General features: G+C 40.1%; 27 protein-coding genes. 19 read left to right on the forward strand and 8 right to left on the reverse strand.

Annotation, left to right across the window (positions count from 1 at the left end; translation table 11 throughout):
• Window positions 1-55: 55 nt before the first annotated feature.
• A complete protein-coding gene (gene gldC, locus OA84_RS10790; protein ID WP_039346395.1) occupies window positions 56-382 on the reverse strand; it encodes a gliding motility protein GldC in 327 nt (108 codons plus the stop codon).
• Window positions 382-1,362, reverse strand: coding sequence for a gliding motility lipoprotein GldB (gene gldB / locus OA84_RS10795; RefSeq protein WP_039346398.1), 981 nt, complete (start codon window positions 1,360-1,362; stop codon window positions 382-384). Before gldB ends, gldC begins: the two co-directional genes overlap by 1 nt.
• A 92-nt stretch (window positions 1,363-1,454) precedes the next feature.
• Between gldB and nadE the strand changes: the two genes are divergently transcribed.
• The 3 genes from nadE to OA84_RS10810 all read left to right on the forward strand — a co-directional run bounded on the left by nadE (window position 1,455) and on the right by OA84_RS10810 (window position 3,237).
• The gene (gene nadE / locus OA84_RS10800) at window positions 1,455-2,243 is read left to right on the forward strand and encodes an NAD(+) synthase (RefSeq protein WP_039346401.1); all 789 of its coding nucleotides are present in this window, start codon (window positions 1,455-1,457) and stop codon (window positions 2,241-2,243) included.
• Between the two features lie 107 nt (window positions 2,244-2,350).
• A complete protein-coding gene (locus tag OA84_RS10805; protein ID WP_039346403.1) occupies window positions 2,351-2,875 on the forward strand; it encodes a ribonuclease domain-containing protein in 525 nt (174 codons plus the stop codon).
• Between the two features lie 74 nt (window positions 2,876-2,949).
• Entirely contained in the window at window positions 2,950-3,237 is a 288-nt protein-coding gene (locus OA84_RS10810) for a barstar family protein (RefSeq protein ID WP_039346406.1), read from the forward strand.
• Between the two features lie 54 nt (window positions 3,238-3,291).
• Here OA84_RS10810 and OA84_RS10815 read toward each other — a convergent pair whose 3' ends face one another.
• Together OA84_RS10815 and OA84_RS10820 are read right to left on the reverse strand one after the other, a co-directional pair.
• Window positions 3,292-4,515, reverse strand: a complete 1,224-nt coding sequence (locus OA84_RS10815) for a hypothetical protein (protein WP_039346409.1) — start codon at window positions 4,513-4,515, stop codon at window positions 3,292-3,294.
• Window positions 4,516-4,547: 32 nt separating this feature from the next.
• On the reverse strand, window positions 4,548-7,130 hold the full coding sequence (locus OA84_RS10820) for a TonB-dependent receptor plug domain-containing protein (RefSeq protein ID WP_039346411.1): 2,583 nt from the start codon (window positions 7,128-7,130) through the stop codon (window positions 4,548-4,550).
• A gap of 192 nt (window positions 7,131-7,322) precedes the next feature.
• Between OA84_RS10820 and OA84_RS10825 the strand changes: the two genes are divergently transcribed.
• The 7 genes from OA84_RS10825 (at window position 7,323) to OA84_RS10860 (ending at window position 15,330) form a co-directional block, all read left to right on the forward strand.
• Entirely contained in the window at window positions 7,323-8,000 is a 678-nt protein-coding gene (locus OA84_RS10825) for a response regulator transcription factor (RefSeq protein WP_039346414.1), read from the forward strand.
• Between the two features lie 38 nt (window positions 8,001-8,038).
• Entirely contained in the window at window positions 8,039-9,067 is a 1,029-nt protein-coding gene (locus OA84_RS10830; protein ID WP_039346518.1) for a sensor histidine kinase, read from the forward strand.
• A gap of 125 nt (window positions 9,068-9,192) precedes the next feature.
• Complete coding sequence (locus OA84_RS10835; protein ID WP_039346417.1) at window positions 9,193-9,771, forward strand: IS1096 element passenger TnpR family protein; 579 nt, start codon at window positions 9,193-9,195, stop codon at window positions 9,769-9,771.
• A gap of 160 nt (window positions 9,772-9,931) precedes the next feature.
• Window positions 9,932-11,284, forward strand: a complete 1,353-nt coding sequence (locus tag OA84_RS10840; protein ID WP_039346419.1) for an alpha-amylase family glycosyl hydrolase — start codon at window positions 9,932-9,934, stop codon at window positions 11,282-11,284.
• A gap of 33 nt (window positions 11,285-11,317) precedes the next feature.
• Window positions 11,318-11,758, forward strand: coding sequence for a GreA/GreB family elongation factor (locus tag OA84_RS10845; protein WP_039346422.1), 441 nt, complete (start codon window positions 11,318-11,320; stop codon window positions 11,756-11,758).
• 57 nt (window positions 11,759-11,815) lie between these two features.
• Window positions 11,816-12,610: a thymidylate synthase gene (locus tag OA84_RS10850; RefSeq protein WP_039346425.1), complete on the forward strand. Its 795-nt coding sequence runs from the start codon at window positions 11,816-11,818 to the stop codon at window positions 12,608-12,610.
• 209 nt (window positions 12,611-12,819) lie between these two features.
• On the forward strand, window positions 12,820-15,330 hold the full coding sequence (locus OA84_RS10860; RefSeq protein ID WP_039346432.1) for a M1 family aminopeptidase: 2,511 nt from the start codon (window positions 12,820-12,822) through the stop codon (window positions 15,328-15,330).
• A 74-nt stretch (window positions 15,331-15,404) separates the two neighbouring features.
• Here OA84_RS10860 and OA84_RS10865 read toward each other — a convergent pair whose 3' ends face one another.
• Together OA84_RS10865 and OA84_RS10870 are read right to left on the reverse strand one after the other, a co-directional pair.
• Entirely contained in the window at window positions 15,405-16,634 is a 1,230-nt protein-coding gene (locus tag OA84_RS10865; protein WP_039346435.1) for a dicarboxylate/amino acid:cation symporter, read from the reverse strand.
• Window positions 16,635-16,690: 56 nt separating this feature from the next.
• Complete coding sequence (locus OA84_RS10870) at window positions 16,691-17,335, reverse strand: hypothetical protein (protein ID WP_039346438.1); 645 nt, start codon at window positions 17,333-17,335, stop codon at window positions 16,691-16,693.
• Between the two features lie 140 nt (window positions 17,336-17,475).
• On the opposite strand from OA84_RS10870, the gene OA84_RS10875 reads away from it, so the two are divergent.
• The 7 genes from OA84_RS10875 to OA84_RS10905 all read left to right on the forward strand — a co-directional run bounded on the left by OA84_RS10875 (window position 17,476) and on the right by OA84_RS10905 (window position 23,463).
• On the forward strand, window positions 17,476-18,393 hold the full coding sequence (locus OA84_RS10875) for a DnaJ C-terminal domain-containing protein (protein ID WP_039346441.1): 918 nt from the start codon (window positions 17,476-17,478) through the stop codon (window positions 18,391-18,393).
• Window positions 18,390-18,680, forward strand: coding sequence for a chaperone modulator CbpM (locus tag OA84_RS10880; protein WP_039346444.1), 291 nt, complete (start codon window positions 18,390-18,392; stop codon window positions 18,678-18,680). Before OA84_RS10875 ends, OA84_RS10880 begins: the two co-directional genes overlap by 4 nt.
• A 315-nt stretch (window positions 18,681-18,995) precedes the next feature.
• Entirely contained in the window at window positions 18,996-19,367 is a 372-nt protein-coding gene (locus OA84_RS10885; RefSeq protein WP_052252208.1) for a PadR family transcriptional regulator, read from the forward strand.
• A 4-nt stretch (window positions 19,368-19,371) separates the two neighbouring features.
• Window positions 19,372-21,081: a PspC domain-containing protein gene (locus tag OA84_RS10890; protein ID WP_039346446.1), complete on the forward strand. Its 1,710-nt coding sequence runs from the start codon at window positions 19,372-19,374 to the stop codon at window positions 21,079-21,081.
• Window positions 21,082-21,406: 325 nt separating this feature from the next.
• Window positions 21,407-21,973 (forward strand): 1-acyl-sn-glycerol-3-phosphate acyltransferase, encoded by a 567-nt coding sequence (locus tag OA84_RS10895; protein ID WP_039346449.1) that lies wholly within the window; start codon window positions 21,407-21,409, stop codon window positions 21,971-21,973.
• Window positions 21,974-22,017: 44 nt separating this feature from the next.
• A complete protein-coding gene (locus OA84_RS10900) occupies window positions 22,018-22,434 on the forward strand; it encodes a PaaI family thioesterase (protein ID WP_039346452.1) in 417 nt (138 codons plus the stop codon).
• Window positions 22,435-22,485: 51 nt separating this feature from the next.
• On the forward strand, window positions 22,486-23,463 hold the full coding sequence (locus OA84_RS10905; RefSeq protein ID WP_039346454.1) for a chorismate-binding protein: 978 nt from the start codon (window positions 22,486-22,488) through the stop codon (window positions 23,461-23,463).
• A gap of 18 nt (window positions 23,464-23,481) precedes the next feature.
• Here the strand turns inward: OA84_RS10905 and OA84_RS10910 are convergent, their stop codons facing one another.
• Both OA84_RS10910 and OA84_RS10915 read right to left on the reverse strand, forming a co-directional pair.
• A complete protein-coding gene (locus OA84_RS10910) occupies window positions 23,482-23,859 on the reverse strand; it encodes a DUF1634 domain-containing protein (RefSeq protein WP_039346457.1) in 378 nt (125 codons plus the stop codon).
• On the reverse strand, window positions 23,860-24,690 hold the full coding sequence (locus OA84_RS10915; protein WP_039346460.1) for a sulfite exporter TauE/SafE family protein: 831 nt from the start codon (window positions 24,688-24,690) through the stop codon (window positions 23,860-23,862).
• Between the two features lie 107 nt (window positions 24,691-24,797).
• Between OA84_RS10915 and OA84_RS10920 the strand changes: the two genes are divergently transcribed.
• Entirely contained in the window at window positions 24,798-25,349 is a 552-nt protein-coding gene (locus tag OA84_RS10920) for a DUF1543 domain-containing protein (RefSeq protein WP_039346463.1), read from the forward strand.
• The gene (locus OA84_RS10925; protein ID WP_039346465.1) at window positions 25,350-26,462 is read left to right on the forward strand and encodes a 5-(carboxyamino)imidazole ribonucleotide synthase; all 1,113 of its coding nucleotides are present in this window, start codon (window positions 25,350-25,352) and stop codon (window positions 26,460-26,462) included.
• Window positions 26,463-26,478 lie beyond the last annotated feature (16 nt).

Raw genomic sequence — 26,478 nt, forward strand, 5'->3', positions numbered from 1 at the left:
GTATTATAAATGAGTAATTATAAGCGTAATGCATGCCGCATTCAGCTTAATGCTTTTAGAATTTTATTGCCGATTTTACAGCAAACTCTTCCGCCATTTGGTCCATCCATTGTGCGACATCTTCTTCACCCGTAGCGCGTTCGTAGGTGCTGGCCATGGAGATTAAAATTTGGTGCAGAAACATTTTCATCTGATCCACAGGCATTTCTTTGGTCCAAAGATCGATGCGCAGCGCTTCTTTTCTTTTATCGTCCCACACGGAAATCATCGTTGCTTTTGTGTCCTCTTTTTCGATGCCGCCGTCTTCCGCGTTCCAGGTCATTCTTTCCGGAACCTGGTTGTCATCAAGTTCAATATCTATGGTTATTTGGGTCTTTCTCATTAGTTTTTGGGTTTATAATTACTTTCATTAAAGATGTCCTGAGCATTCATTTTTAGAAAATCCTGAAGTTTGGTATTTGGGTTTTCTTTAAAATATTTTTTACAAATCTGCCAACCGCTGAAAATTCCGACTTGCGGTGAAGATTCGTTATCGATTTCGGTGTAGAATTTTGAAAACGGTCCGGGCTTGATAAATCTTTCGGAAAGGCGCATATCATCACTGAAAATCAGATTGTTTTCCACGAAATAATTCCAGATATTGGCTTCGTTTGCCTGCGCCCATTCATATTGTTTCGGCGTGTAGTTGATTTTTAAATAATCGGGTTCCGCTGGTAAAAATGCATCCTGCAAAATCATTATTTTTCCCTGATAAACCAATTCATCGAGGAATTTCTGGCGATCACCGGTTGCCGGCACAAAAAGTTCCGCGAAAACCTCTGAAACTTTTGGTAAAATATTTTGCGGATTCATGCTTTTCTGGAAATAGGTTTCCATTCCTGCATAATTCGGATTATTGTCGCCCATAAAACCGGTCACGTCGATGAAGAGCATATTTTCCTGTGGTTTATAAAAAACCGGTTCCAGCGCGCCTTGCAAAGCCGAGGAATAAAGGAAAACTTGGGGATTTTGAAAATCGGGAAAATAGTACTGAACATGGGCAAATAAATTTCCTAAATCGGTCTGAAGTTTTGCCAGGTCAATTTTCGAAACCGCTTCGGTATAAATTTTCTGTTCCTCAGCGTCGCTCCGGCGAATTTCAAATTCATCGTTCGGAACAGTTCCCTGAAACCATGGATATTTTTTTGCAAAAGATTCCAGCGGCACGGCAGAATCGTAAAATTCCTTCGAAATGTCGGTAATTTCTACTTTTTGTGGCGGTTCTTTCAGATCGATTTTCCAGTTATTTTCCTTGCTTTTGTTGCAGGCAATGCTGAAACTCAGGAACAGCACAGAAAAAAAGAGATATTTAAAAAACTTCATTATTTTTACATCGTATTTAGATTAGCAAAAATAAGCAATTTTTTAGCGATAATTCCTTTCTTCAGTAACCTTCAATTTTTAATAAAAACCAAATGCAGACAGAAAAAATTACGGAACGGATTGTAACGTGGCTTCGCGATTACGCGAAAAATGCCAATGTGAACGGTTATATTGTGGGCGTTTCCGGAGGTGTAGATTCCGCGGTGGTTTCTACGTTGTGCGCAATGACCGGCTTAAAAACAATGTTGCTGGAAATGCCCATTCGCCAGAATCCTGATGAAGTTTCTCGCGCCTGGGAGCATATGGAAGATTTGAAAAGGAGATTTACCAATATAGAAGCTTCATCTGTGAATTTAACGCCGGCTTTTGAGCAGCTTTATTCGACTCTTCAGGTTGATGAGGAAAAATTTCCGGCCGAAAAGCTTGCTTTTGCCAATACCAGAAGCCGATTGCGAATGCTGACTTTATATTATTACGGCCAGATTAACGGACTTTTGGTCTGCGGAACCGGAAATAAAGTCGAAGATTTTGGAATTGGTTTTTACACAAAATACGGCGATGGCGGCGTAGATGTTTCGCCGATTGCCGACCTTTATAAAACGGAAGTATACACTTTGGCAAGTTCGTTAAATCTAGTAGAATCAATTCAAAATGCAATTCCGGCTGATGGGCTTTGGGATGAAATACGGACTGATGAACAGCAAATCGGAGCATCATACCCGGAGCTGGAAAAAATTCAAAAAGAATGGGGCACCAAAACGGAAGAAGATTACTCCGGACGCGATCTGGAGGTTTATAAAATTTTCAAGCGGATGAACCGCGCCGCGCAACACAAAATTCAGCCGATTCCAGTATGCGATATTCCGGAAGAATGGCGGTGAAGACATTTGATAGTGGTCAGTTGACAGTTTAGAAATCAGACATCAGACATCAGACCTTGTACAAAAAAAAATCCTGCTAAAACACTAAATTTTTATTAAATACCTAAATGAACAAAGATAAAATCAGGCTGGCGCTTTTTTTCCTCATCGGATCGCTCACCACTTTTTCGGTGATGTATTTCATCAATAATTATAAAATCGAAAAAAAAGGTGAAACAACGGCAAATAAAAACGTTTCGGTTAATCAAAATGTAAACGACAGAAATTCTGAAAAAAATGCCGCTACAACGGCAAATTTTTCTAAAAATATTGATGAACTCACCGAAGAGAATTTGGTCATCAACTACGTTAAAGAAAATCACGAATTGCCTGAATATTATTTAACCAAATCTGAAGCTCGGAAAGAAGGCTGGGTGCCGTCAAAAGGAAATCTTTGTGATGTTTTGCCGGGTCGCGCGATTGGTGGTGATAAATTCAGCAACCGTGAAAAATTTTTGCCCGCGGGAAATCAATATTTCGAAGCCGACGTAAACTACAACTGCGGAAACCGAAATGCAGACCGAATTGTTTTTACCAAAAATGGCGAAGTTTGGTTGACAAAAAATCATTATAAAAGCTTTGAAAAACAATAGCGTTAACGAGCCAAGTAAAAAGTAAATAACGGGACCGCTGATTACTGACAACTAACCACTGACCACCAACCACCATGAAAGCAGTATATATCGACTTTACAGAAATAGGAGATTACGAAGAATTCTATGAGCAATTGAAGGAAAAACTGGAGCTTCCAGAATTTTTCGGTGATAATTTAGATGCGCTTTACGATTCGCTTACGGGTTTTGTGGAAATGCCGCTGCATATTGAATTTGTAAATATGGGCGTCGATCAGCTGGAAGATTTCGAAGATTTGCTGACCACTTTGGAAGATGCCGATGAAGAAGTGGAAGATTTTTCTTTTGCCTACTATCTGGAACAATATGAAGATGAGGAATAAAAAAAAGGGTTTTCTATTGAAAACCCTTTTAATTTGATATGAATTTCGATAAAATTATTGAAGCGGTGCAAGCAAGTTTTCGCCGTTTACCGTTGCCCACGCGCCGCCTGTCATCGCAACTTTTGTAACGCCTGTAGCATTAACATAAGTGGCAGGGATTGCGGAAGTGAATCCGTAACCGAATTTCAATACATTGTCATTATTTGCGGTTGCGAACAACGGACTAACTTTGATTTTTCCGGTAACTAATTGGCTCGTTTCTGTTGCTAAATCCTGAATCAGCACGCCGTACGCTTGTTTTCCGCCGGTGTTTTTGTATCCGTCAATGTACACGTTGGAGAAAATTCCTGTTCCCTGTTTTTTAAATTGGATGGCGGAAATTTCCGCAGAACCTGAAACTTCGGGTAAAGTTCCTGCCGCACGAATTAAGGTAATATTATTTACTTTCGGTGAGATATTATCGGCGTTAGAAGAAGCTTCGATTTCCATTCCGAAATTCCCGATTCCGGTTTGGTACGCGTACCAGTTAGAGTTGGTTTGGCCGCTCCACGCATCCTGCCAGTCGAAAGAGTCGTCATAATTTCCGTAAGAAACAAGGTTTTTTGCACTTACTGTTCCACCGAAAAATTCATAACCATCGTCTGTACCTTTATAGGCTACCAGATTTTCCAAAGTCGTACCGGCACCAACCGCATAAAAGGTCATGGAATTGGTTTCCGAAGTTCCGTCACCGATTTTTCTGCCGCCGTATTCCACACGGACATATTTCATGGTCCCGGAATTGGAGTTCGCATCCGCGCCACCATAATATTGGTTGTTTCCGTCTTCGGAAAGCGCGGTGGTTGCACCGTTTAAAGCCTTGATCGGCGCATCGCCGTATAAAGTAATTCCGCCCCAATCACCCGGAGTTTTTTTATCTGAAGTGAAAACAATCGGAGAATCCGGTGTTCCCACAGCGTTTATTTTTGCACCTTTTAAAATCACCAAACCACTAACATCGGTAGTTGTTGCGGTAAAAATTGCGCCCGGCTCAATGGTAAGTGTTGCTCCGGAACTTACTTTTACAATGCCTTTCAGCGTATAATTTCCTTTTTTAATGAGCAAATCCTTTGAAATTTCTCCGGATAAAGTTCCGGAACCGTCCAGTACATTTCCGGTGGTTCCTGTGTTGCCGCCGGTGTTTACCGGTGTGTCATTATCTTCGCGAATGTCTACTGTACACGAAGTTGCAGTTAGAACAAGGCCTAGGGCCATTAATGTTAAAATGTTTCTTTTCATTTCTTTTTATTTTATAATGTGATTGATTTGAATTAGAAAGTATAGCCGATGGTCAAATTAAATGAAGTTCCTTTTTTGTAGTTTTCCATCAGCAGCGAACTTTCCTGAACCTGAACTAAACTGTTGTCGCCGAGTTTCAGATTATATTGAGAATTTAAAAGATTTTGAATGGCGAATTTCACGTTCCAATTTTTGGATATATGGTTGTTGTAAACAAAATCCAGCTGGTGGAAAGGCATTTCGTAAATATTGTCGAGTTTGGAAAAGCCAACTCCGTAAATTTTCTTGCCGGAAACATTGTAAACAAGTGAATAGGTTTTGGTGAAATTTTGGGCGTTTTTGTACTCATATTTCAAATCTGCGTTTACCGTCCACGGCGCGGCGCCTTGTAAAGCGCGCTTTCGGTTGGCTTCAACGTCGGTTTCCTGAGATTGGTCGGCGCTGCGTTGCACATCAGAATACATCAGTGTCGTATTTGCACCGAAAGTCCAGCGCGATAAAGCTTCGCTGAGGCGATTTAAGGAAAAGATTCCTTCCAGTTCCACGCCCGCAAGGTTGGCGGTTTTAGAATTGAAAAAAGTAATCGTTTGGCCGTTAGAATTTCCGGAGGCGATGTAGGAACGTTCAATGGCTTTATCGATTTTCTTCGTGAAAAGGTTCACGGCGAACATTTCCTTGTTGCTCGGGAAAATTTCATACTTGAGGTCGAAATTGTAATTTTCGCTGTTGGTCAGGTTTTTATTTCCGAAAATGTTTTCGTTATCCGGATTGATGTACGTGATCGGCATATATTCAATCAAAATAGGTCTCGTAATGGTTTTACTCGCCGCAAAACGGATGTTCGATTTCGTGTTCAAGCTTCTTTTCACCGACAACGAAGGCAAAATGTAATATTGGTTTTTCGTTAAGGTTACAAAATCATCATTAATACCGACGCTGATGGGTTTATATCGGGTTATATTGATATTATTTTCAACTCTGCCACCAACCAAAATATCCCATAATTCCGATGGTTTATAATTGATGTTGAGGTAACCCGCGTTTACAAACTGGTACAAATTATTTTTGTATTCTGAAGTAGAACCTTCGCGGTAATGATAAGTTACGTCACTCAGCGCCTGATCGAAAAGCGCCTGCGGCGCGTCTCTGTCTACGGTAATTTGCGACTTCGCCGGATTGTCCAAAACCGAATAAATAAAGCGGTAAGAAGTATTTCTTACATCCGCAAAACCGTTGTAGCCCAAGGCGATCTGCCATGGAAAATCTTTTTTATCGCCTTTTTCACCAAGATTAACCGCATATTCCGCGAAAGCTGACAAGTAATTTTTACCGTTTACGTCCAGATATTGTCGCAGCAAATTATTCCCGCCAAAAGAGAGATTTATTTCGTTATTGTCTTGTGGTCTTCCGTACATGATTTTTCGGTCGGGTTGCTGGTAGAAATTATTCACCCAGCTCGCGCCGGCTTTTACGGAATGTCTGTCAGAAATTTTTTGTGAAGACGTCAACTGCAAATCGGTAAAGCGGGAAATATCCTGCTGATTAACCCGAATAAATTGCTCATTATTGGTTTCACCATTTCGGTAGCCGATATAATCCTGGATTAGGTTTTCGGAATTTTGCAGGAAGAAACCGTTTAAATTTACCGCTGTTCCTTTATTTTTAAAACCTAAACCAAGCAAAACCGAAGATTCCGTTTCGTAGATGTATTCTTTCCGGTTCAGCAAATTGTTATAATCGATGGAATTTCCGTTCAGGCGGAACTGGTTTTTTTTGCCTTCTTTATACTGAAAATTATTTCCCTGATTCAGTGAAAATAAAAATCCAAGATTCGAAGTTTCACCGATTTTAAATTTTTGCGCGGTGGTAAATCCAAGGCTGGTGTTCGGTAAAGATTTAATATTATCCACATTCCAGCCTTCACCAAAAGAATTTCTGGATTCTTCAGCATTAAAATTGTAGCTCGACGGGCGGTAGCCATTTATTTGCTGTGGTAATTGCCTTTTTTTGGAATTTAGCCCAATAAAACCTTCGATGGTATTTGCGTTCGGATTAATTTTAAAATCATTCCGAAAAGTGCTTAAAGTATTGATGCCAATGCCGAATTCCACTTTTGAAAACGGTTTTTCATAAGTCAAGGTTTCAATATCGAAAGTGGCGCCCGCAAAATCAGCGTATAAATTAGAATTGAACGTCTTATAGATATTCAGTTTTCCCACAACGTCTGTCGGAAACTGCTTCAATGCGATAATTTTCTGAAACGGATTGTTTGATGGCGAACCTAAACCATTAATCAGCAACGTGTTGTAGCGGTCTTCCAAACCTCGAACAAATAAGCCGCGGCCTTCAACGTTGGTAATTCCCGTAACTTTGGTAAGCGCCTGTTCGATATTTGAAATTCCTTTCCGCGATATTTCTTCCGAACCCATGGATTGCTTCTGGATAATCGCTTTTTTCTGATCTATTAAAAGTGCGCTTTCAGATTTTTTATTTGCGGAGGAAGTAATGACAACTTCATCTATTCTTTTCTCTTTATTAATGGTATCCTGCGCGTAAAAGTAAGTTGCGGAAATATTCAGCATTATAAAAGCAAGACCCAATTTTCTAATTTTCATTTTCTTCTTTCTTTAGTTTTTCTTTCGGGACAAAGGAAGAAATTACCCGCTGAAAAGGTGTTGCGCCAGCTTTAATTATATCTTACGGTTTCTTTAACAAAACCGGCTCAATATTAATTTATGATGAACATTTTTTACCATGCATTTTTTAGCCGTTAAATTGAGTAATTTTGAAAGGATAAACTCTAAGCAATGAACCAGAAAAAAATTCTTTTGATTGATGATGAAGAAGATATTTTAGAAATCCTGTCTTATAATCTTGAAAAAGAAGGTTATCAGGTAACCACCGCCACGAACGGAAATGACGGGATTGCAAAAGCAAAAGTAATTGTTCCCGACCTTATTTTGTTGGATGTGATGATGCCCGAAAAAGACGGCATTGAAACATGCACTGAACTGCGAACCATTAAAGAACTACAGAACACGCTCATCGTTTTTTTATCGGCCAGAAGCGAGGAGTTCTCACAATTGGCAGGTTTTCAGGCGGGCGCGAACGATTACGTGGTGAAAATCATCAAACCGAAAATCCTCATTTCCAAAATTAATGCGCTGTTGCAACTCACTTCAAAAGTCAGCAATGAAGCCAAAATACTGAAAATTGGCGACTTGGTTATCGATAAAGACAATGTGAAAGTCACCAAAAACGGTCAGTTTTTTCTGCTTCCGAAAAAAGAGTTTGATTTGCTGTATCTTCTGGCTTCGAACACCGAAAAAGTCTTCAAACGCGAGGAAATATTGGAAAAAGTTTGGGGAAATGACGTAGTAGTCGGCGAAAGAACCATCGACGTACACATCCGCCGCCTGCGCGAAAAACTCGGCATGGAAACCATACAGACTTTAAAAGGAATCGGTTATAAATTAGTTGTTTAAATTTGTTCGGTAAAACTGATTTTTTTGCCCTTTTAACCATGAAAATTTACAGATTAACTTTTCTCGCCGCGCTTTTCCTCACGGCTTCTATGCTGCTGCTTGTTTTCGTTTTTGATGAGGTGAAAAGCCAATATACAGCAACGAACGGCGAGTTTTTCCTGGGACTTTTTATCAGCACTTTTTTCCTGATTATCATCAATTATCTCGTCGTAGATTTCCTTTTCAGCTATTACGGCAAAAGGCAAATTCAGAAAATTTCTACCATTTTGCCGGAAGAATTTGGTGAAGAAGATCATCAGCTCAATTTGCAGGAACTCGGGAAAAGGTTTTCGGATCTCAATCTTCGAAACACCACCGAAATCGATACGATGAAGGAAATGGAAACGTATCGCAAAGAATACATCGGTAATATTTCTCATGAGCTGAAAACCCCGCTTTTCACCATTCAGGGCTATCTGGAAACGCTTACCGAAGGCGCCATAGAAAATATGGCGATTCGCGATAAATATTTGGACAGAATCGATAAATCCGTGGAAAGATTACTAACAATCGTGAAAGATCTGGACATGATCAATCAATACGAAAGTGACCAAATTACCTTAAATAAAAGTCGTTTCGACATCAATCTGCTCATTCGTGAAATGATCGATTTGTTGGATCTTGAAGCTCAGAAAAAAGATACCAAAATCCTGTTGCAAACCGCTTCAAACCAAATTTTTGTAAATGCCGACAAGCAGAAAATTTCTCAGGTTTTGATGAATTTAATCACCAATGCCCTTAATTATGCAAACCGCGAAAAAGCAACGGTTACCGTAAAAACTACAGTTCAGAATTCCAAAGTCATCGTCACCGTAGAAGACAACGGGATGGGAATAAAAGCCGAAAGTTTACCGAGAATTTTCGAAAGATTTTACCGCATAGAATCCAGCCGAAACCGTAATGACGGCGGTTCGGGTCTTGGGCTTGCGATCGTAAAACACATTCTGGAAGCGCACGCCGAAACCATTAATGTGGAAAGCGTTTACCTGGAAGGTACAAAATTTAGTTTTTCGCTGCCGAAGGTTTAGTTTTGGGGCAAAATGTATGAAAAACTTTTTTAATAAAATCCCCGAATAACTTTTTTGCCAAATTTCAATTGTTTTATATTTGTACCCACAAGTAAATCTAAAAATTAATTAAAATTTAAGCAATAATGGTTTATAAACTCCGAATTATTTTAGACGCCAAGGAGGATATTTTCAGAGATGTAGAGATTAGAGGCAAACAGACACTTTGGAACCTGCATTTAGGGATCAAAAGTGCTTTTTCACTCATGGGTGAGGATTTGTCTATTTTCAATATTCTGGATGAAGATGGAGTGGTGGTGAAATCGGTTCCGCTGGAAGATATGAGCGATGATGGTGACGGCGAGATTATGTCTGATGTTTATATTACCGAAGTTTTCGAAAACGTTGGAGACAAAATCCACTTCCAGTACGGTTTTATGGATTTGTGGGAGTTTTTCTGCGAACTGGTGGAAATCATCGATGAAAAACCTGCGGTTAATTACCCGATTACCGTTTTCCGTTTCGGTAAAATGCCTTTAAAAGCGCCATCAAAATCCAGTGCTAAAAGCAAGAAAAATACAATAATTCCTTTGGCTGACGATGAGTTCGGGTCTTTCGATGATGGTTATGCCGGTGCAAGTTTTGAGGACGAGGATGATTCTTTTGATGATGACGAGGACGATGATTTTGCAGACGACGATTTCGATGACGATGATCTGGACTAGTTTTATTTAAAAAAATAGAAAAAACCCTGCTTTTCCAGGGTTTTTTTATTGAAAAAATTTGCCCTTAAAACGGCGAATTTTTCTTTAAAATGACAAAACGCAACCTTTACTTAAAGACCAATTCAATTAAAAACTTTACATTTGCGCTAAATCATTAGCCATGAAAAGACTGATTCTTTTAGCAATTCTTGGTGTAGGACTCGTTTCCTGCACGCCGCAAAAAAATACCCAAACAATGGAAGTACCGACCGAGTGGAAACATACCACCAATATCTACGAAGTAAACATCAGACAATATACGCCGGAAGGAACTTTCCGCGCTTTCGAAAAAGAAATGCCGCGCCTGAAAGACATGGGCGTGAAAACACTTTGGTTTATGCCGATTACACCCATCGCGCAAAAAAATAAAAAAGGAACTTTGGGCAGCCAGTACGCGGCGCAGGATTACACCGCCATCAACCCGGAATTCGGCACGATGGAAGATTTCAAGCATATGGTGGACGAAGCACATAAAATGGGTTTCAAAGTCATCATCGATTGGGTGGCGAATCACACCGGCTGGGATCATGTTTGGACCAAAACGCATCCGGAATATTATTTAAAAGATCCGAAAACCAACGATTTTCAGATCGCTTCCGGCATGGATGACATTATCGAACTCGATTATTCAAATCCCGCGATGCGCCAGGCAATGATCGATGCCATGAAATTTTGGGTTCGCGAAGCGGATGTTGACGGTTTCCGTTGTGACCTTGCAAGTTGGGTTGAGGTGGATTTCTGGCAGCAGGCAAGACCAGAAGTTGAAAAATTGAAGCCGCTGTTTTTCCTCGGAGAATTTGATGAGCTCGACAGCCCTGAATACGGAAAAGTTTTCGATGCGAGTTATGTCTGGACCTGGATGCATAAAACTCAGGAATATAATGAAGGTAAAATTTCATTTGAGGATTTAAAGCAATTATTAGGCAGATATTCTGCAATCGGCGATTCTTCCATGCGCGCCTGGTTTACGAGCAATCATGACGAAAATACCTGGAACGGAACCGAATATGAAAAATATGGTGATTTGGCGCAGCCTTTAGCGGTTTTTTCCGTGACCTGGAACGGCGTTCCGCTTATTTATAACGGTCAGGAATTGCCTTTAAAAACGAAACGTCTGGAGTTTTTCGAAAAAGATCCAATTCCATGGACCGGAAAAAATGAACTGCACGATTTCTATAAAGCTTTGCTTACTTTAAAATCCGAAAACCCTGCACTACGCGGCGGTGATCCGGCAGCGACAACACAGATTTTAAAAACTTCTGCTGATGACAAGATTTTTGCATACATCAGAAAAAACGGAAAAAATGAGGTTTTGACCGTTTTAAATTTCTCGAAAGAAAACGTGAATTTCAGCATTGATGACGAAAATGCTACCGGAACTTTTACCAATGTTTTCAGCGGTCCGGTGAAAAATTTCGCCACGAACAAAGAATTTTATTTGCCGGTGGGCGGTTACGCTGTTTTGAAAAAATAAAAAATTTGGGGCTTTTTTAAGGTTTTTTTTAAAATGGATAAAAGTGAAATTTTAGATCTTCTGCACGCGAAGCTCTCGGAAAAAATCGAAAATCTCGAACGGCTTATCGCGGAAACCCGCGCTGCGAACAACGAAACCAAAAGTTCCATGGGCGACAAATATGAAACCTCTCGTGAAATGGTGCAGCAGGAAATCAACAATCTGCAGATTCAGCTCAATGAAAATGTAAAAGCCCGGAATTCGCTGCAATTCATTAATCTAAATCCGCACCAAATCGTGGGTTTGGGAAGTTTGGTGGAAACCGATAAAGGTCTTTTTTACATCGCGGTTTCGCTGGGAGAAATTACCCTCGGAAAGCAGAAGATTTTTCTGATTTCGCCCGAAAGTCCTTTAGCAAATGCTTTAACCGGAAAGAAAAACGGTGATGAAATCTCGCTGAACGGCAACACGCAAATCATTAAAAATATTTCGTGAAAATTGCTTAATTTAACGCCTGATTTTTAGCCTGAAAACTTCAATTATATCTCTGAAATGCAAAATTATCACGATTTACTTCAATATATTTTAGATCACGGCAACGACAAAATGGACAGAACCGGCACGGGAACGCGCAGCATTTTCGGTGCGCAGCTGCGCTATAATCTGGCAGAAGGTTTCCCGCTTGTGACTACAAAAAAGGTTCATTTAAAGTCCATTATTTATGAATTGCTTTGGTTTTTAAATGGTGATACGAATATTAAATATCTGAATGACAACGGCGTTTCCATCTGGAACGAATGGGCAGACGAAAATGGTGATCTCGGGCCGGTTTACGGCGCGCAATGGCGCAGCTGGGAAGGTGCCAACGGAAAAGTGATCGATCAGATTACCGAAGTAATTGACCAGATTAAAAAAAACCCGGATTCCCGCCGCTTGATTGTTTCCGCCTGGAATGTGGCAGAAATCCCGAATATGGCTTTAGCACCTTGTCACGCGCTGTTTCAGTTTTATGTCGCGGATGGAAAACTTTCACTTCAATTGTATCAAAGAAGCGCGGACGTTTTTTTAGGTGTTCCGTTCAATATCGCGAGCTATGCTTTGCTTTTGATGATGGTGGCGCAGGTTTGCGATCTGGAAGTCGGCGATTACGTGCACACTTTTGGTGATGTTCATATCTATAATAACCATTTCAACCAGGTTCATGAGCAGCTTTCGCGCACCCCGAAAACTTTGCCGACGATGAAATTAAATCCCGAAATTAAAGATATTTTCGATTTTAAATTCGAGGATTTTGAACTTGAAAATTATTCACCGGATCCGGCAATCAAAGCGCCGGTTGCGATTTAGAATAAATTTAAAGTGAAGTTTGCTCTTCACTTTTTTTTGTAACTTTTTGGTGCATTTAGCTACCAATTATTTTATAAATTCAAAAAGTTTTTTATACCAAAAAATGTTGATTTTCAGCATTTCAGAGAACTTTTTAAAACTTAAGAAAAACAAAAAAATATTGCTTTTAACGGCAAATTTTTTCAAATTAAAACATAGTCTAAATTCATATGAAAAAAATAATTATTTCCCTTAGTTTGCTCGGAATTTTCTTTTCCGGAAATGTCTTCGCACAAACCGAAACTTCCGGCAGATCGGAAGTTTACCGTGCTTCGCACACCAAAATGAACGAGCTGAAACATACGAAACTTAAGGTGAAATTTGATTACGAAAAAGAGCAGATGGCGGGCGAAGAATGGCTCACCGCCGCACCGTATTTCTATCCAACCGATTCTTTGGTTTTAAATGCGAAGGCAATGCTCATCCACGAAGTGGCTTTGGACAAAAATGGCGCAAAAAGCCCCCTAAAATATGAGTATAAAGATGATATGCTCAAAATCAATCTCGATAAAACTTACAACCGAAATCAGGATTATACCGTTTACATCAAATATACCGCGAGACCGAACGAAGTAACCACCAAAGGAAGCGCCGCAATTTCTGATGCAAAGGGTTTGTATTTCATCAACGCGCAGGGAAAAGTTGCTGACAAACCGACGCAAATCTGGACCCAAGGTGAAACTGAAGCCAGCTCAGCCTGGTTTCCGACTATCGATAAAACCAACCAGAAAACCACGCAGGAAATTTATATGACCGTGCCCGACAAATACGTGACTTTATCCAACGGTTTAATGAAATCTTCTACCAAAGAAGCCAACGGACTGCGCACTGACCATTGGGTGATGGATAAAAAACATGCACCTTACCTGTTTTTTATGGGCGTTGGAGATTACGCCGTCGTGAAAGATAAATGGCGAAATATCGACGTAGATTATTATGTTGAGAAGGAATATGAACCCTACGCAAAACAGATTTTTGGCAACACGCCGGAAATGATCGAGTTCTTTTCTAAACGATTGAATTACGATTTCCCGTGGTCAAAATATGCACAAATGACGGCGCGCGATTATGTTTCCGGTGCGATGGAAAATACGACTGCCGTTCTTCACCAGGAATCGGCGCAACAAAAACCCGGGGACCTCATCGATGAAAATAAATGGGAAGACGTAATTTCACACGAACTTTTCCACCACTGGTTTGGCGATTTGGTAACGGCTGAAAGCTGGAGTAATTTGACCGTTAACGAATCGTTTGCCAATTATTCAGAATACATCTGGAATGAGCATAAATACGGAAAAGATTTCGCGGATTATGGAATGATGAAAGCATTGCAAGGCTATTTCATGGATCCTTCAAATCCGACTAAAGATTTGGTGCGTTTCAGTTACCATGACCGCGAAGATATGTTTGATGGTGTTTCTTACAACAAGGGCGGCGCAATTCTGCACATGCTGAGAAATTATCTGGGTGATGAGGCATTTTTTGCCGGTTTGACCGATTATTTAAAAACCAATGAATATGGCACTGGCGAAGCTCATCAAGTGCGTCTGGCTCTTGAAAAAGTTTCGGGGAAAGATTTGAACTGGTTTTTCAATCAGTGGTATTTTAACAGCGGGCATCCGACGGTGAGTTATACCGCGACTTTTGAGCCGGTTAAAAAACAGGTGAAAGTGACCATCAACCAAACGCAGCCCGGATCAGCTTTCCAGTTTCCGCTCGCCATTGATATCTATGACAACGGAAAACCAACGCGGCAAAATGTGTGGGTAAGCGCAAAAGATAAAAATGATTTCACCTTTAATGTGACCAAAAATCCAGACTTTATCAACGTCAATGCAGATGGAGTGGTAGTTGGAATATTTACCGACAGCAAAACACCGGAGCAGTTTTTAATGCAGTATCAGAATTCGAAAGAATTTTTAAGCCGCTATAAAGCCGTTGAAAATGCGGCGGAAAATGCTTCAAAAAATCCGGCGGCACTGAAAACTTTAACTGCAGCTTTAAAAGATTCGAATTTCAGAATCAGAATGAAAGCGCTGAGCGGTTTGGATTTATCAAAAGCTGATCAGGCAAAATCTGCCTTGGCAGAAGTGGAAAAAATAGCCAATTCAGACCCAAAAACTTTGGTTCAGGGTTCGGCGATTTCAGCATTAGGAAAAACAAAAGACAAAAAATATTTGCCGCTTTTTGAAAAAGGAATGAATGCTGTTTCCAATTCGGTGAAAGCAAATTCACTTTCCGCAATCGCGGCGATTGATCCGAGTAGAATCGCTGCTTTAGCGGACAAAATTGATCTGGAAAATTCCAGCGATGAACTGATTGCTGAACTTCTTCCGGCAATTGTTAAAAATAAAATTGAAAAACAAATGCCCGCCATTGCGTCTACAGCGGCATTTTATCCGTTTTTGAAATTTCAGAACCCGGAATTGGGCGCTGCCGCGGAAGATGGTTTCAACTGGATTATGAGTTCGGACAACCTTAAAGCTACCGAAAATGTGACCAAAGTTTTAACTCAGGTGAAAGGTCAGATCGGGAATAATTCGCAGGCGAAAATGATGATTGTAAAAATTCTTCAGGACGGGCTGCTGAAAAAAATGCAGGTTCTAAAAGCAAATCCGACAAGCAAAACCATCAATGCACAAATCGATTTGATTAACAAAACGATTGAAGCTTATAAATAACTCATATTTCAGCAAAAGAAAAGGCGGGTTCGTGAGAACCGGCCTTTTTTATTTAGTACGAATTAAATGGAATCTTACACCGCAAAATCTTTGGGTTCCGTAAACTTTGCGCCGGAAATTTTAGTTACAAACATCGCCGCGACCGTATCGCCAGTAGAATTTAAAACCGTCGCTAAAGGATCAACCAAAGTCCCGAGAATCATTACGGCAGGAATAGCTTCTACCGGCAATTGATATACCGAAATCATGAGCATCTCACCGATATAACCGCCGTTCGGAATTCCGCCGGCGACGATGCTTACAAAAACGGTGATTCCCAAAGCTAAAAGTAAATTCATCGGATCGAAAAAATCTTCGCCAATTATTAGAAAAGCAACGTAGATCTTAATAATAGAGGACATGGACGAACCGTTTTTATGCAGTGTACTTCCAATCGGGATCACAATATTAGAAATCGCGTCAGGAACTCCAATTTTTGCAGCGGCCTCCAAATTGGCAGGCATCGTCGCAAAGCTGCTACACGTAGAAATGGCGGTTAAACTTGGATAAATATTGTTTTTCCAGAATTTTTGGACGCCGTCTTTTCCTTTGGCTAAAAAAACATACAACGTAAAAAACAGCAGAAAATAAACGATCCCGGCAACATAATACACGGCCAGTGGTTTTGCATAAAAGCCGAAAAGTTGCGGACCTACCGTTGCAACCTGATACGCAAAATACGCACCCAAACCGATGGGTGCAGCTTTCATCACAATGAGCAAAAGTTCTTTCATGACTTCGTAACCCGAAGTGAGAAAAAGAGCGAATGGTCTGCCGGTTTCACCCGCTTTTCGTACAGCGGTTCCCGTGAGGAAGGCAAAAATAAGCAGTGCCAACATGTTTTTTCGCGAAAACAGTTCAGTAAATTCACCGACGGTGAAAAAGCTTACAATGCGGTCTCCCCAAGTGACATCCGCTCCGACATCAAGTGTTTCAGGTGAGTTTGAAGGTAGCGCCTCTGTCGGGAAAAAGTAAACAACGGCAATGGTAAAAAGTGCTGCAATAATGATGAAAAGAAGAAATGTAAAAATCATGGATAATATAATTTTCCCGAATTTTCCTTCTTTTTCTACTTGGGCAATGGAATTTGATACAGCAAAAAAAACGAGCGGAACTACGCTCACGAAAAGTAAATTCAGAAAAATATCGCCGAGTGGTTTTAAATATCCCACTGTATCTGGAGCAAATATCCCAATGAGACTTCCGATGATAATCCCGCCTAAAAGGAAAATAATGCCGGAATAGTTTTTTAGAACTTCTTTCATTTATAAAAATTTAATCAAATATAACTGAATGTTTATAATTCCGGTTTGTTGTCGAACTAAACAGTCCATTGGTCATTTACCACCGCGACCAAAAAGTATTTTCCTTCATGTTTTTCAAAAACAAAACGCAGGGAATTCCAGTCTAAACCGCCGTATTCTTCCGTTCCGGCAATGTAATTTTCTGTGAAGACAGCGCCCGGATAAATGGTTTTCAAATTATTTAAAGAATTTCCGCTGCCTTTAAATACATTAAAATAGTAAGCAGCGCCGGAGAAATTTTTTTTGAAAACCCAATCTGCGAGATAATCCTGGATAGAAAGTACGAGTTGCTGGCCGGTGCCGTCTTTTGCGCCCCAGGTAAACTTCGTGTTGGTGTTGCTGTACTTTATAAAATCTGAACGGCTGAAATGCTTATCGGTTGCGGGCTCGACGTATCCGTACATTGAAAATAAAACGCCCTTTTCAGGGTGAATAAATTGTGCAAAAGCAGCAATATCTCTACTTTTTAAAGTATCAAGAATTTCTTCATTAAGCTCTTTTATCTGAGCGGAAACAGGAATTTTTACCGGCTTTTCGGGCAAATTTTTGGTTTTTTCATCGGTGATTACCGTACTGTTTTTCGTGCTTTCCGAAACAGCAGAATTTTCTTTGGAACAGTTTAAAAGCGCGAGAACTGAAAAAAGCAGCAGGTAATTTTTCATTTTAGGTGAGTAGCAAAAATCGTGTCATTTTGCCCGGAATTTTTTAGTAAAATAATTATAAATTTTTCCGCCGGAGTTTTAACAAAATTTTAAAATAGAAAACGTTTTAGTTTTTATAAATTTGAAGAAAGCATTATTTCATGGCGTTTATCGATTATTATAAAGTGTTGGGAATAGATTCGAAAGCATCTGCGGACGACATCAAAAAAGCCTACCGGAAATTAGCCCGAAAATATCACCCCGACATTAATCCCGGCGATAAGGAAGCGGAAAGAAAATTTAAAGAAATCAACGAGGCCAATGAAGTCCTGAGCAACAAGGAGAATCGCGCGAAATACGATAAATACGGTGAGCACTGGAAACATGGCGAGGAATATCAGAAAGCGCAGCAGCAATATCGCGGACAAGGTGGTGGCCAACAGTCGTATGGAGGTTTCGGCGCTGAAGATTTTGCAGATGGCGCTGATTTTTCTGATTTTTTCCAAAGTATGTTTGGCGGTGGCGGTGGTTTTGGTGGCCGAACGCGCGGCAGTGCTTCGGGGAAATTTAAAGGCCAGGATGTGGAAGCAACTCTGAATTTACCACTTCGCGAAGCGGCAAAAACGCATCAGCAAACTTTTGAAATCAACGGTAAAAAAGTGCGCATCACCATTCCTGCCGGAATCGCAGACGGTCAGAAAATCAAAGTGAAAGGTCACGGAAATCCAGGGCACAATGCCGGACCGAACGGCGATCTTTTCATCACCTTTAATATCGAAGAAGATTCACATTTTAAAAGAAAGGGCGATAATCTGAGCGCACCACTGCACATTGATTTATACACTGCAATTTTGGGTGGCGAAGTGCACGTACAGACTTTGAACGGAAATGTAAACTTGAAAGTAAAACCCGGAATCCAGAACGGAACCACCGTGCGGCTGAAGGGAAAAGGTTTTCCCGTTTATAAAAAAGACGGCGAATTTGGGGATTTGCTCGTAACTTATCACATCGATTTGCCGAAAAATCTTTCCGAAGAGGAAAAAGAATTATTCCTGAAACTTAAAAATTTAGCAAAATGAGCGAAAGAATTTCCCGAGAAGAACTCGTAAAAATATATAATGTAGAAATTACCTTCTTTGATTCTTTGGAAGAAGCTGGGCTGGTTTCTCCGGTGACCGAAAATGAAATTAAATATCTTCTCTACGATGAGCTGCCGGCTTTCGAAAGGTTTACCAACTGGTATTATGATTTGGAAGTGAACTTGCCCGGGCTGGAAATCATCAGTCATCTTTTAGAAAAAATGGAGAAATTACAGTCAGAAAATCGTACGCTGCATTACCATTCTATAAAATGGCCGGAAGAATAAGCGATTTATTTGCCGCTTTTTGGGCATATTTTTTAATTTTAAATAAACTTTAAAAAAATGCTGCTTTTAACCGCTTTTTTTTCAAATTGGAAAAATCTAAAAAACTGCCTGAAATGGGCGGTTTTTTTTGTGTCCGGACTTTAATCAATGAAAAATTAGAAATATTTTTAAAATATTTACTACTTTGTATTGCATAATACTATTATTTATTTATATCTTTGCAATGTAAGATTGATGAAATTCTGCTCTTTTCTAAAAAATGAAAAATGGAATGTTTTAAAATTTTGCAATACAGAACCAAATAACCAAAATAATATGAACACAGAAAACACCAAAGCGCAAATGCGAAAAGGCATTCTGGAATTCTGTATTTTGAGTTTGATCAATGACCGCGAAATGTATGTTTCCGATCTCATTGAAGAACTTAAAAACGGAAAACTGGATGTGGTGGAGGGCACGCTCTACCCCTTGCTTACCCGCCTGAAAAACGGCGAATTTCTTTCTTACCGTTGGGAAGAATCCACCGGGGGACCGCCAAGAAAGTACTATCAGATGACGGAAAAAGGAGGTTTATTCCTTACCGAACTGCAAAACACCTGGAAGGAACTGACAGAATCCGTAGACCAAATCACTAAAAACAATAACCCAGCGAACGATGCCCAAAGTACGTTCCAACCAAATTCTTAAAACTATGAACAAGACACTCTCTATAGGACTCGCGGGCTACTCTTTTACCATAGAGGAACACGCTTATATTAAACTCAGTGATTATCTGAACGCGCTGCGAAGCTCACTTGATGAAACTGAAGTCGAAGAAGTTATGCACGACATCGAGATAAGAATGGTGGAAATCTTCAACGATCTCTTGGGAAAACGCGAAGTGATTAACGATGGCGATGTTGAAAAAGTGATTTCACAAATCGGCTCACCGGAAATGATTGAAGAGCAGGAAGAAGTGTATTTTTCTGAGAAACCATCTGGAAAAAGAAAAAGCCAAAAATCTTCCGCAGCTTTTACAGGCAACAAACAGCTTTTCCGCGATCCGGAACACGCGAAAATTGCCGGAGTTTGCGCCGGACTGGCACATTATGTAGGTTTAGATATCAGCGCCATGCGCGCTATCTGGATTGGTATTGCAGTGCTGGGAATTTTTACCGCTGCTATTTCAACCACGCTTATCATCATTATTTATATCATTCTTTGGATTGTTTTACCAAATGCACAAACAGCCACCGATTTTTTGAAAATGAAGGGAAAGCCTTTGAACTTCGATAATTTAAAGCAGGAATCTACCAAAGTAGTACAGTTCGCCAACGAATCTACGCAAAGAGTAGGCGAAATTTACAACGAAAACAAACCTTATATCACCAGAGCCGGTAGCGGAATCTGGAACGTGATCCGTTACGTTTTAGGCGGGATTTTTGGACTGATGGCGCTGGGTTCCATTATCGGAGCATTTTTCATCTTCGGCTTGTTCGGTGGTGCAGATTTCCCACCAATGCAGGAATTTAATTTCCTTTTCGATGACGATGGCATGAGCCAGGTTTTATACGCGATGATGCTCATCGGTGTTTTAATTCCGGCAATTTTATTCAGCTTGCTTTCCATTAAGTTGATTTCACCAAAAACTCAATTGAGAAATGTGGGTTATGTAGTTGGAGCGCTTTTCCTGATTTTACTTGCCTTCGGAACCTATTTCGGTGTAAATATGGCAAAACGCGATATGATTTACAAAGGTCATAAAGAAGACGTGGAAAACGTGGCAATCAACACGACATCTGACAGCTTGTATGTTGATGTGAAGCAAATTACCATTCCGCAGAATTTTACCGCTTATGATGACGATATTTTTTCGGACAAAAAAATGGTGTACGAAGGTGATTATCCATACGTTGAAGTAACCAGAAAAGCTGACGTTCAGGCGCCTTACCTTATTATCAAAAAAGATGGCGAAGGTTATAATGTTCCTGTTCAGCTTGATGTTCCGGTAGAAATCCAAGGTAATAAAATCTTGCTGCCAAACTTTGTAAAATATCCTTATCAGGACCGTTTCCGCGATTACAATGTGCAATATGAACTCGTAGTTCCCATGACTACTCAGGTTTTCAAAGTAAAAGAAAATGCATTAAACCTCGATGGTGACCTGAACGGCGATGGAACTGATGATGACGATGACGACGCACAGGGAATTGTAATCCAGAAAAATAAAGTGAAAGTAAACGGTTCCACCATCGAGTACAATTCTAACGACAAAGACAGCGTAATCATCAACGGGACCAAAATGCCAAAAGCTGCTGCTGATAAAATTATGGATTCAATGAAAAATAACTTTAAACGAATGGAAAACGTAAATATTTCCATTAAAGACGGCAAAAAAGTAATTTCTATCAAAACAGAATAGCCGCCTTTACTGCAGATAATTCAACAGACTCCAGCAAGTCTTCGAAAATCTGCAAAGTTTAATAATAAATTAACAGTTAAGGGTTTTTATATCCAATTTAATATCCCTAATTTCGTAGAGTTAATTTTTCAGCACAGCAATTAACATTTAAACTTAAAAACATGGTACAGTTTGTATTAGAAATAGCCATCAAGATTGTAGATTTCGTCAGCAATTTATTTTAAGACGGATTTTAATCAATATCTTTGTAAAGTATAACCAGTTGAGTTTGGTTATACTTTTTTGTTTTAATGTTGCCAGGAACTGAATCAAAAATTTCTATTGTATGAAAAAACTTTTAGCCAAATTAATTCTCAAAATCATCGGCTGGAAAGTCGTTCTTGAAGGTGATGTCGATAATCTCGACAGATGCATTCTCGTTGTCGCGCCACACACTTCGAATGGCGAATATCTCCTCGGAAATCTCGCCTATTGGTCCATGGGAAAAAAGCTGAAAGTTATCATCAAAGACGCGCACACAAAAGCCTGGTACGGATTTATCGTAAAAGCGATTGGCGGAATCGGCATTGACCGTTCCCAGAAAAACGATTTGGTGAAATTCGTCGTCGATCTCTTTAAAAAAGAAGATTTCAGTTTGGTAATCACGCCGGAAGGCACCAGAAGCCGCGTGCCGAAATGGCGAAAAGGTTTTTACCACATGGCGCTTGCCGCAAAAGTTCCGATTGTTTATGCTGCTGGAGATTTTAAAGAAAAAGTGATGTATCTGGGCAAAAAAATTTCGGTAGAAGAACTGGAAAGCCGTAGCTACGAAGAAATCATGACGGACATGGAACAGTATTACAAGAAAATTACCCCGAAATACCCGGAAAATTGGAATCCTAAAATTTTTTAGGCGCTAAAAAGGCAAAAAATTTCATTTTAATTATTAAAAGTTTCATGGAAAGCAAAGAAGAAATTCTAGATAAATTAAATTCCTGGGGCGAAGAATCGCTCGGCAAAACTTTAGACATCGTTTTCACCGACGTTACCGACGAAACACTTTCTGCCACGATGCCCGTAACGCCGAAAATTCATCAGCCGTACGGAATAATGCACGGCGGCGCGAGCTGCGTTTTAGCCGAAACGTTGGGTTCGTGTCTTTCCGTTCTGCACGTCGATATTGAAAAATTTGCGCCGGTCGGCACGAATATTAATTCCAATCATTTGCGAAGCAAAAAAGAGGGAATCGTCACCGGAACCGCGCGTTTCATCCGAAAAGGCAACACAATGCACGTTTCCGAAATCGAAATTCGCGATGAGAAAGGCGTGCTCATCAATCACACCACGATGACCAACAATATTATTCCGCGCTAAAAAGGCATTTTTTGCCAATTTGGCGGCAATTTTTTTAATTAAATTGGATTAATGATTTACTTTCGGTTTCCATTTTCAGATCAGATTTTAACCGCGGAAGATTCTTCTGCGGAAAATGCGGTGTCGTTTTTCAACTTTGATCTTTTGGAAAAAATCGATTTTAAAGGCGAAATAAAGGAAATTTCGAAAGAACAGTTTTTAGAAAATCCGGTTTTTAGCACGGAAATTTCCAGAAAATTACCGGCTTTTAGCCCGGAAAAAAAAGAAGATTATACCGAAAAAATTTCGCGCGTCATCGATTTTGTTACAAAGGAAAATCTCCAAAAACTCGTCATTTCGCGCCGAAAATTAGTCGATTTCGAAAACCGAAAACTGAATCTTTCCGAGACCTATTTGAATTTATGCGAAACATATCCAAACGCTTTTGTCTATTTTTTTCTGAAAGATGGAATTTGCTGGATTGGCGCTTTTTCCGAGGTTCTAGGGAAATTTAATAAAGAAAACGGCGAATTTGAAACCATGAGTTTGGCGGCGACACTTCCGCTGAACGAAAATTGGTCGACGAAAGAAATCGAAGAGCAAAAACCCGTCACGGATTTCATCAAAAATACTTTAGAAAATTTCGCTGAAAACCTTGCGCAATCTGAAACTTACGACCAAATTTCCGGAAATATCAAACATTTGCGAACTGATTTTAAAGCAAAAATTGATGCTGAAAATGTTGAAAAACTGATTGAAGCACTTCACCCGACGCCCGCTGTTTGCGGCATTCCGAAGGAATTCTGTAAAAATGCGATACTAGAGTTTGAGTCCAATCCGCGAAAATTTTACGCCGGTTACATTAAAGTTGAAACTTCGGCCGAAATCCAGTATTTCGTAAATCTTCGCTGCGCGGAAATATTTAGTGATGCTGCTTTGCTGTACGTTGGCGGCGGAATTACCGCAGACAGTTCACCGGAAAAAGAATGGCAGGAAACCGAATTGAAAGCCGAAGCTATTTTGAAAAATCTAAAATTTTCGCCCTTCTAACGGCAAATTTTTTCATTTTTAATGCGCGAATCCCATCAGGAAACTCACCAGCATAATTCCCAAAACGATCAGCGAAACGATGACATACGTGTAATCTTTCTCTTTCAGATAACCAATCATCGCGAAAATAATGCGCACCAATGGCGTAAAAATCAGCAGTAAAATCCCAAGCTGAATAATCGCGACACCTTCTACATTTAAGAGTGCCTGCCAAAAAGTAGCCCAAATTTTACCTTCGGGAACTTCCAGCGCCGCATAATTTTTCGGCATTTCAAAACCTTCAAAATACAGTTTCAGAAAACCGATAAATGAGGTTATTACCGACAAAATTACGCCTAAACGCAGGAGATTTCCCACGGACCGGTTTAAATCAAGATCTGTAAAATGTCTCTTCATTTATTTAAAATTTTGGCTGATTCCGTTATACATCATATAAATCGAAAGGATGGTTACCACAACGCCAAAAACCACTTTTAGCTTTTTGGTTTTCGAAACAATCAGCGTTTTCGATCCAATATAACTTCCGACCACTACGCCAATCAGCACCGGAGCTACAATCACAGGAATAATTTCGCCACGTTGGAAATAAATCAGTGAACTCGCCACGGCAGTTACGCCAATCATAAAATTACTTGTTGTTGTGGAAACTTTGAACGGAAGTTTCATCAGATTATCCATTGCCAAAACTTTCAGCGCGCCGGAACCAATGCCAAGTAAACCGGACATTACGCCGGCAAAAGCCATCATGAAAAATCCGGAAACAGTATTTCGCGCGGAATAATCTTTAATAATACCTTTGTCCGGAAAAGAACCGTAAAGTTGCAGTTTATGCTCCAAACTTCCTTTAATCAATTGTTCCTGATGATCGGGTTTCGCGCGTAAATTCAAAATTACGGTCAGTATTAAAATACTCGCAAAAATAATCCCGATGGTGTTCGGATTTAATAGTCCGGAAATTAAAGCACCGACAATCGCGCCCGTCGTAGTCGCGATTTCCAGAAACATCCCGACGCGCACGTTCGTAAAACCTTCTTTTACAAAGGCCGCCGCCGCCCCAGACGAAGTACCGATCACCGAAATCAGTGACGCGCCAATGGCGTAATGCATGGGAACGCCGAAACCGAGTGTTAATAAAGGAATGATGACGACGCCGCCGCCGAGACCGGTTAATGAACCAAGCAAACCCGCGCTGACAGCGCCAAAGAACAGAATTAAGATTTCCGACATGTCACAAATTTAAGAATTATATATTTTATGCTGCCGCTTGCGCGCTTTAAATCTCAGTTTTTTATTTTCTAAAAGTTTTTTAAACCGTATTTTTGTTTTTTTACCCCATGAAATTATTTTACATCATTTTAGGCGCCTCGCCGGAAGGCAGAAATATCGAGCAGCACGACGTGTTTTTCGGGATTGCCCCTTCTTTGAGAGACCTGATTCCAGACATGAAAAATTTCTGGTCCGAAGCGAACGGTGAGATTCACATCGACTGTTATCAAGAAGTCCGCTTTGTGGACGGTTTTGAAATCAAGATTGTAGAAAAGCGGAAAAATATGCAGGAAAACCAGCTTTTTTTCATCAATCTCGGCGGCTATCAACCCGGAAAATTTGAAGAACTGCACGAGCAGTTTTTGATGGTCGGAAAATCGATGGCGGAAATTGTAAAAAGAGTAAAGCAAACCACTTTTTACAAAACCATGGGTTTCGAAAATGCAACCAGTCATATTGATGACAAACACGGCGTTGACATTGATGACATCTACAATGTCCACGATATTTTACCTGCTGAAATGAAGGAAAAATATTCCATCATTCTGGAAAAATCGGACGCTGAAAATCAGGAAAACTTTACGCAAATCGGCTATTTAAAAATCAGTAAAATAAAATAAATGAAAATCGGAATTCTAGGAGGCGGGCAACTTGGCCGCATGTTAATTCAGGAAGCTTTAAAATATGATGACGAATTTTACACACTCGATCCAAATTCTGACTGCTCCTGTGCCAAAATTTCCACTTTTACCCAAGGGAATTTTAATGATTTTCAAACAGTTTTAGATTTCGGAAAAGACAAAGATGTCGTTTCCATCGAAATTGAACATGTCAGCGCGGTAGCTTTGGAAGAACTTGAAAATCAGGGGATAAAAGTTATTCCAAGCGCAAATATTATTAAAATTATTCAGCAGAAAATTCTTCAGAAAGAATTTTACAAAAAAAACGGCATTCCAAGCCCGGATTTTCAGGTAATACAAAGTTTAGAAGATGAGATAAAAATTGCTTTTCCGTTTGTTCAAAAGCTCAACACCGGTGGCTACGACGGCAAAGGCGTTCAGGTCATTCGTTCGGAAATTGATCTGGATATAATGTGGGATGAACCTTCAGTTTTAGAAAATTTGGTGGACATCGAAAAAGAATTGTCGATTATTATCGCGAAAAATGAAGCCGGTGAAATCAAAACTTTTCCGGTAACGGAAATGATTGCCGATCCAAAACTCAATTTACTGGATTTTAATATTTGTCCCGCCGAAATTTCCGCGGAAGTTCAGGAACAAATTGATAAAATCGCGGAACAGTTCATGTCCGCTGCGGATTCGGCAGGCTTGTTCGCCATCGAATTATTCCTCGATAAAGAGGGAAAAGTCTGGGTGAATGAAACCGCGCCGCGTCTGCACAATTCCGGGCACCAGACCCAGGAAGGAAACGCAAATTCGCAGTTTGAACAGTTTTACCGCGTTTTAAAAAATTTACCTTTGGCGGACACCTCCGTAAAGCAATTTTCCGGAATGCTGAACTTAGTTGGTGAAGTAAATTACAGCGGAAAAGTAAAATATGAAGGTTTGGAAGAAGTTTTGAAATTACCAAATTCTTACGTGCATCTCTACGGAAAAACCGAAACAAAACCTGGCCGAAAAATGGGCCACATCAATGTTTTGGCAAATTCGCGGGAAGAACTTTTGGAGCAGCTCATTCACATCAAGTCGTTGGTAAAAGTTATTGCGGAATAAAAAAAAATTGGGCGGT

Source organism: Kaistella solincola (assembly GCF_000812875.1).
Classification (GTDB): Bacteria; Bacteroidota; Bacteroidia; order Flavobacteriales; family Weeksellaceae; genus Kaistella; species Kaistella solincola.